Here is a 5,064-nt window from a genome sequence, read left to right as displayed (position 1 = left end):
GCAAACTACAGCTTTATCTTTTGCTACAGCTCTGTTAGTAGGTGCTGGATCTCAAACATGGGCTGCTGAAAGCAATCATAAAGATACCAACAATAATTATGGAGTTTCCCATATTACGCGTGATAACATGCTGAAAATTCCTCAGCAGCAAAAAAGCGAACAGTTTAAAGTTCCAGCTTTTGATAAATCAACAATCAAAAATATTGCCTCTGCAAAAGGGTACGATAAATCGGGCAATTTAATTGATTTAGACGTATGGGACAGCTGGCCTCTGCAAAATGCTGACGGAACAGTAGCCAACTATCATGGTTACCAAGTTGTATTTGCACTAGCAGGTGATCCGAAAGATGCTGATGATACATCTATTTATGTGTTTTATCAAAAAATCGGTGAAGATTCGATTGACAGTTGGAAAAATGCAGGAAGAGTGTTCAAAGACAGTGACAAGTTTGTACCGAATGATGCTCATTTGAAAAAGCAAACACAAGAATGGTCAGGATCTGCTACTTTAACATCAGACGGAAAAATACGCTTATTCTATACTAACTTTTCAGGTACAAACTATGGAAAACAAACCTTAACAACGGCTCAAGTAAATGTATCCCAGCCAAGTGGAGATACGTTAAAAATTGAAGGTGTTGAAGATCATAAATCCATTTTTGATGGTGATGGTAAAAAGTATCAAAATATTCAGCAGTTTATTGACGAAGGCGCATATGGTTCAGGAGATAATCATACGTTGAGAGATCCTCACTATGTAGAGGATAAAGGGCATAAATACCTTGTATTTGAAGCAAACACAGGAACTGAAGATGGTTATCAAGGTGAAGATTCCATTTACAATCGAGCTTACTACGGTGGAAATAATCCATTTTTCCAATCAGAAAAAGAGAAATTACTTCAGAGCTCTAATAAAAAGAAAGCCTCTTTAGCAAACGGTGCATTAGGCATTGTTGAACTAAATAACGATTATACCTTGAAAAAAGTAATGGATCCACTGATTACTTCAAACACGGTGACAGATGAAATTGAACGCGCAAATGTATTTAAAAAAGATGGGAAATGGTACTTATTCACAGATTCTCGCGGATCTAAAATGACTATTGATGGTATCGGCCAAGATGACGTATATATGCTAGGGTACGTATCAAATACGCTGACAGGAAAATACAAGCCGCTAAATGATACAGGACTTGTTTTACATATGGACCTCGATCCTAATGACAAAACGTTTACGTATTCACATTTTGCAGTTCCACAAGTGAAAGGAGACAATGTCGTAATCACAAGTTACATGACAAATAGAGGCTTCTATTCAGAGGAACATTCTACTTTTGCTCCTAGCTTCTTGTTAAATATTAAAGGATCAAAAACAGCTGTTGTGAAAAACAGTATTTTACCACAAGGGCAATTGAGTACGGACAAATAATTTTTAAAAACGAAAGAAGATGGCGGTAACTGCTGCTGTTTTCTTTCGTTTTATTATTTAATCAAAAATGTGCTGTAAACGCAGTGCTGATTAAAATAAAAAAGCAGTGTATACATTGATAGTTATTTAAAGAAAATGAAACATTCAGACAGACTATAACTTTAAGAATGAAACCGGTTGACATGCAGGTTTGACTAACTTAATATATTTACATATAATGGTTTGAAACGTTTTCATAGATTAGTATGACATGAGGGTACTTGTAGATGAAATAGCTTGTAGTAGTAGGGAATGATCATTTCTTTGAAAGAGAAAATTCCAATCGTGAACTGAAAATAAAGAAGGTGCTTCTAATGAAACGAATTGATAAGGTATACAATCAGCTGTTGAGTAATTTTCAAGAGTTTACAGAAGTGGAACTTTTACATAAACAAGGAAGCTCAGCGATTGAAATTGCTGGACAGTTAGATTTAGAGAGATCTAATGTAAGTCTTGAACTTAACAAACTTGTCCGCATGCAAAAAGTAATCAAAATTAAAATGTTCCCCGTTCGCTACGTTCCGCTAGAGGTTGTTGAAACCATTTGCCATCAAAAGTGGGATACGAATAAGATGGAAGTAGAAAAACTAGAGCAGCTATCTAATGGAGGAAAAGAAGAAGCTCTTCCTGCTAATCCTTTTGAATTAATGATTGGAGCTACCGGAAGTTTGAAAAAATCGATTTCTCAAGCAAAAGCTGCTGTTCTTTACCCGCCTAATGGATTACATATGCTGCTATTAGGTCCCACGGGATCGGGAAAATCTCTTTTTGCAAAACGAATCTATCAATTTGCCTTATATTCAGAGCGGCTAAAAACAGATGCCCCGTTCATTACCTTTAACTGCGCTGATTATTACCATAATCCTCAATTACTTCTTTCTCAGTTATTTGGTCATAAGCAAGGGAGTTTCACCGGAGCAACTGAGAGTAAAGTAGGTTTAGTAGAACAAGCAAATGAAGGGATTCTCTTTATGGATGAAGTACACCGGCTTCCTCCCGAAGGCCAAGAAATGCTTTTTTACCTCATTGATCAAGGTACGTACAATCGCCTAGGGGAAACAGATCATAAGCGAACGTCTAAGGTATTAATTATTTGTGCTACAACTGAAAATCCCGGTTCAGCCTTACTGCAAACTTTCTTAAGAAGAATTCCGATGACTATCCATATTCCCTCATTAGAAGAGAGGTCTTTAAAAGAAAAAATTCGCCTCACCACGTTTCTTTTAGAACAAGAGGCTAAACGAATTAATAAAAAGCTAAGTGTTCACATTGATGTATTAAATGCTTTAATCCACACTGAAAAATTCGGAAATGTAGGGCAGTTAAAGTCGAATGTGCAGCTCGTTTGCGCACACGGATTTTTAAATAACCTTGATAGTAAACATATGGTGGAACTTACAGTGCGAGATCTGCCTGACGATATTAAACGAGATTGGATTTCAAATAGTAAAAATATGGAGCGTAGCAAAAAAATTTCTGAATATGTAAACCTTAAAACGATTATCTCCCCGGCTATGGAGAGCCAAGAAATAAAAATGGAGGAAGACGTATCATTTAATTTATATCAGTTAATAGAAGAAAAAGTAGATGTTTTAACAAAAGAAGGTTTATCTCAAGAAGACATCAATCAGTATATTCTTACCGACATTCATTTGAATGTTCGAAGCTTTTTTAATCAAAAAAATGGCCAGAGCTCTAATTTAATGAAATTCGTAGAAGACGATGTGATTCAGCTTACAAAAGAATTAAAACAGTTGGCTGAAAAAGAATTGAACTGTAAATTTGATCGTAGATTTATTCATTTTTTAAGTATGCATATGGAATCCTTTTTAAAACGAAAAAAACAAGTAGACGTATTAAATACAAAAGAGATAGATGAAATTCGCGAAACATATCCAAAAGAATATGCGGTAGCACTGCTTTTTAAAAATCGAATTGAAAAGTGGTTTAACATTAGCGTGCCAGAAATAGAAGTCATTTATCTCACAATGGTTATTCAATCAATTCGAACGTTAGAAGAAAATAAACGAGTAGGGATTGTAGTTGCTGCCCATGGAAACAGCACGGCAACTTCTATGGTTGAAGTTGCTACGGAGCTTTTAGGAAGCACTCCTATTATAGCTATTGATGTGCCTTTGACGGTATCTCCGGTTGAAATTGTAGACAGGTTAATCCAAGGAATTAAGAAAGTAGATGAAGGAGAAGGCGTATTAATGCTCGTGGACATGGGTTCGCTTGCCATGTTAGAAAGCAAGTTGGAACAAAAAACAGGGACTAAAATTAAAACCATCAGCAATGTGACGACGTCTATGGTATTAGACACCGTTAGAAAAGTAAATTATTTAGATTTAAATTTATATGCCATATTTGATTCAGTGCAAAAAGACTTTATGGAATTTATAGATAAGCAGCAGCACGTGTTTGGAAAAAAGAAAGCACTTGTTTCTATTTGTACAACAGGAAGCGGTACAGCAAAACAATTAGAAAAAATCTTAACGATTATTTCACGCAAAGTATCTCAAGAACCTATTAAAATTCTAACCGTTTCTTCTATTAAATTAGCAGCAAACATTCGAGAAATTCAAAAAGAATATGAAATTGTTGCAACGGCAGGTACTAAAAATCCAAGGATTGATGCGCCTCATGTATCATTAGAAGTCCTCATTGAAGGGCAGGGAGAGCGAATACTTCAACAGGCAATTACAAAAGAAACGATAAGCTATGATGATGAGAAAACCGAAGCGAATATTGTGGTACGTGAACTTTGCGAAGAAAACTTGCGAAAGTACCTTCTATTTATTAATCCGTACCTCATAAGTGAAATTCTGTTAGAATGGTTAAGTCATGTACAAGATGAGTTAGAAATGGAATTAAGCAACACTGTTATGATTCGAATTGTGATGCATACAGCCTTTGCTTTAGAAAGAATGATAAAAAATGAACCTCTTACTTTTCCCGAGGATGAAGAAATCACTCACCAGTTAGAAAACATTTATCAAAAAACGGAAAAAACATTACAAGCCGTCGAAAAAAAGCTGAAACTTACCTTAACAAGAGATGAAAAATTATTTATTGCCACCATTTTTGCGGATGAAATGTAGAAATCATATTATAATTCTGAGAAACTAGTTTGATTTATATGCCACTAGTTTCTTTTTTTATCCCATTTTTTAAATAACAGAAAAACCTGTATTAAAACGCATGACGTTTTGATACAGGTTTGTTTATTTTAAGGAACCTGTATCAACAACGCAGAAAAAGGTATTGAAAAATAAATGAAAGCGCTTAATACTCTTTGTTGGCACGATACTTGCAATAAATAAGTGTAGAACGTAAAAGAGAGGAGCAAGTGTACATGATTTCAGTCATTATTAGTGGACATGGTGATTTCGCGCCAGCGTTAGAGGGGTCTTCCAAAATGATATTTGGTGAAGAGAATCACGTAGTAGCCGTACCTTTTCTAAAAGGCGAGGGTATCCAAACCCTTGAAGAAAAATATAAGCAGGCACTAGAGGAGATGCCTTTAGAAAATGAAGTGCTTTTTTTAGTAGATATTTTCGGAGGTACACCCTACAATGCGGCTACTCCATATATCC

General features: G+C 35.4%; 3 protein-coding genes. All 3 read left to right on the top strand.

The features are described 5' to 3' along the window. A partial coding sequence (locus AC1DRF_RS16390) for a glycoside hydrolase family 68 protein (RefSeq protein ID WP_477741168.1) occupies nucleotides 1-1,429 on the top strand: 1,429 nt, incomplete at its 5' end. A gap of 353 nt (nucleotides 1,430-1,782) precedes the next feature. Continuing rightward, nucleotides 1,783-4,569 carry a sigma-54-dependent transcriptional regulator gene (locus AC1DRF_RS16385; protein WP_477727549.1) on the top strand — a complete coding sequence of 929 codons (2,787 nt, stop codon included), beginning with the start codon at nucleotides 1,783-1,785 and terminating at the stop codon, nucleotides 4,567-4,569. A 254-nt stretch (nucleotides 4,570-4,823) separates the two neighbouring features. Next, nucleotides 4,824-5,064: mannose/fructose/sorbose PTS transporter subunit IIA (locus AC1DRF_RS16380; RefSeq protein WP_477741167.1), on the top strand; the 241-nt coding region annotated here is incomplete at its 3' end.

Source organism: Priestia sp. P5_B4, from assembly GCF_056400385.1.
The sequence above is the reverse complement of the archived record's forward strand: the minus strand, read 5'-3'. Positions and strand labels throughout refer to the sequence as shown.

Coding starts and splice junctions, on each gene's coding strand:
- AC1DRF_RS16385 (WP_477727549.1), top strand. CDS start 1,783: ATGAAACGAATTGATAAGGTATACAATCAGCTGTTGAGTAATTTTCAA.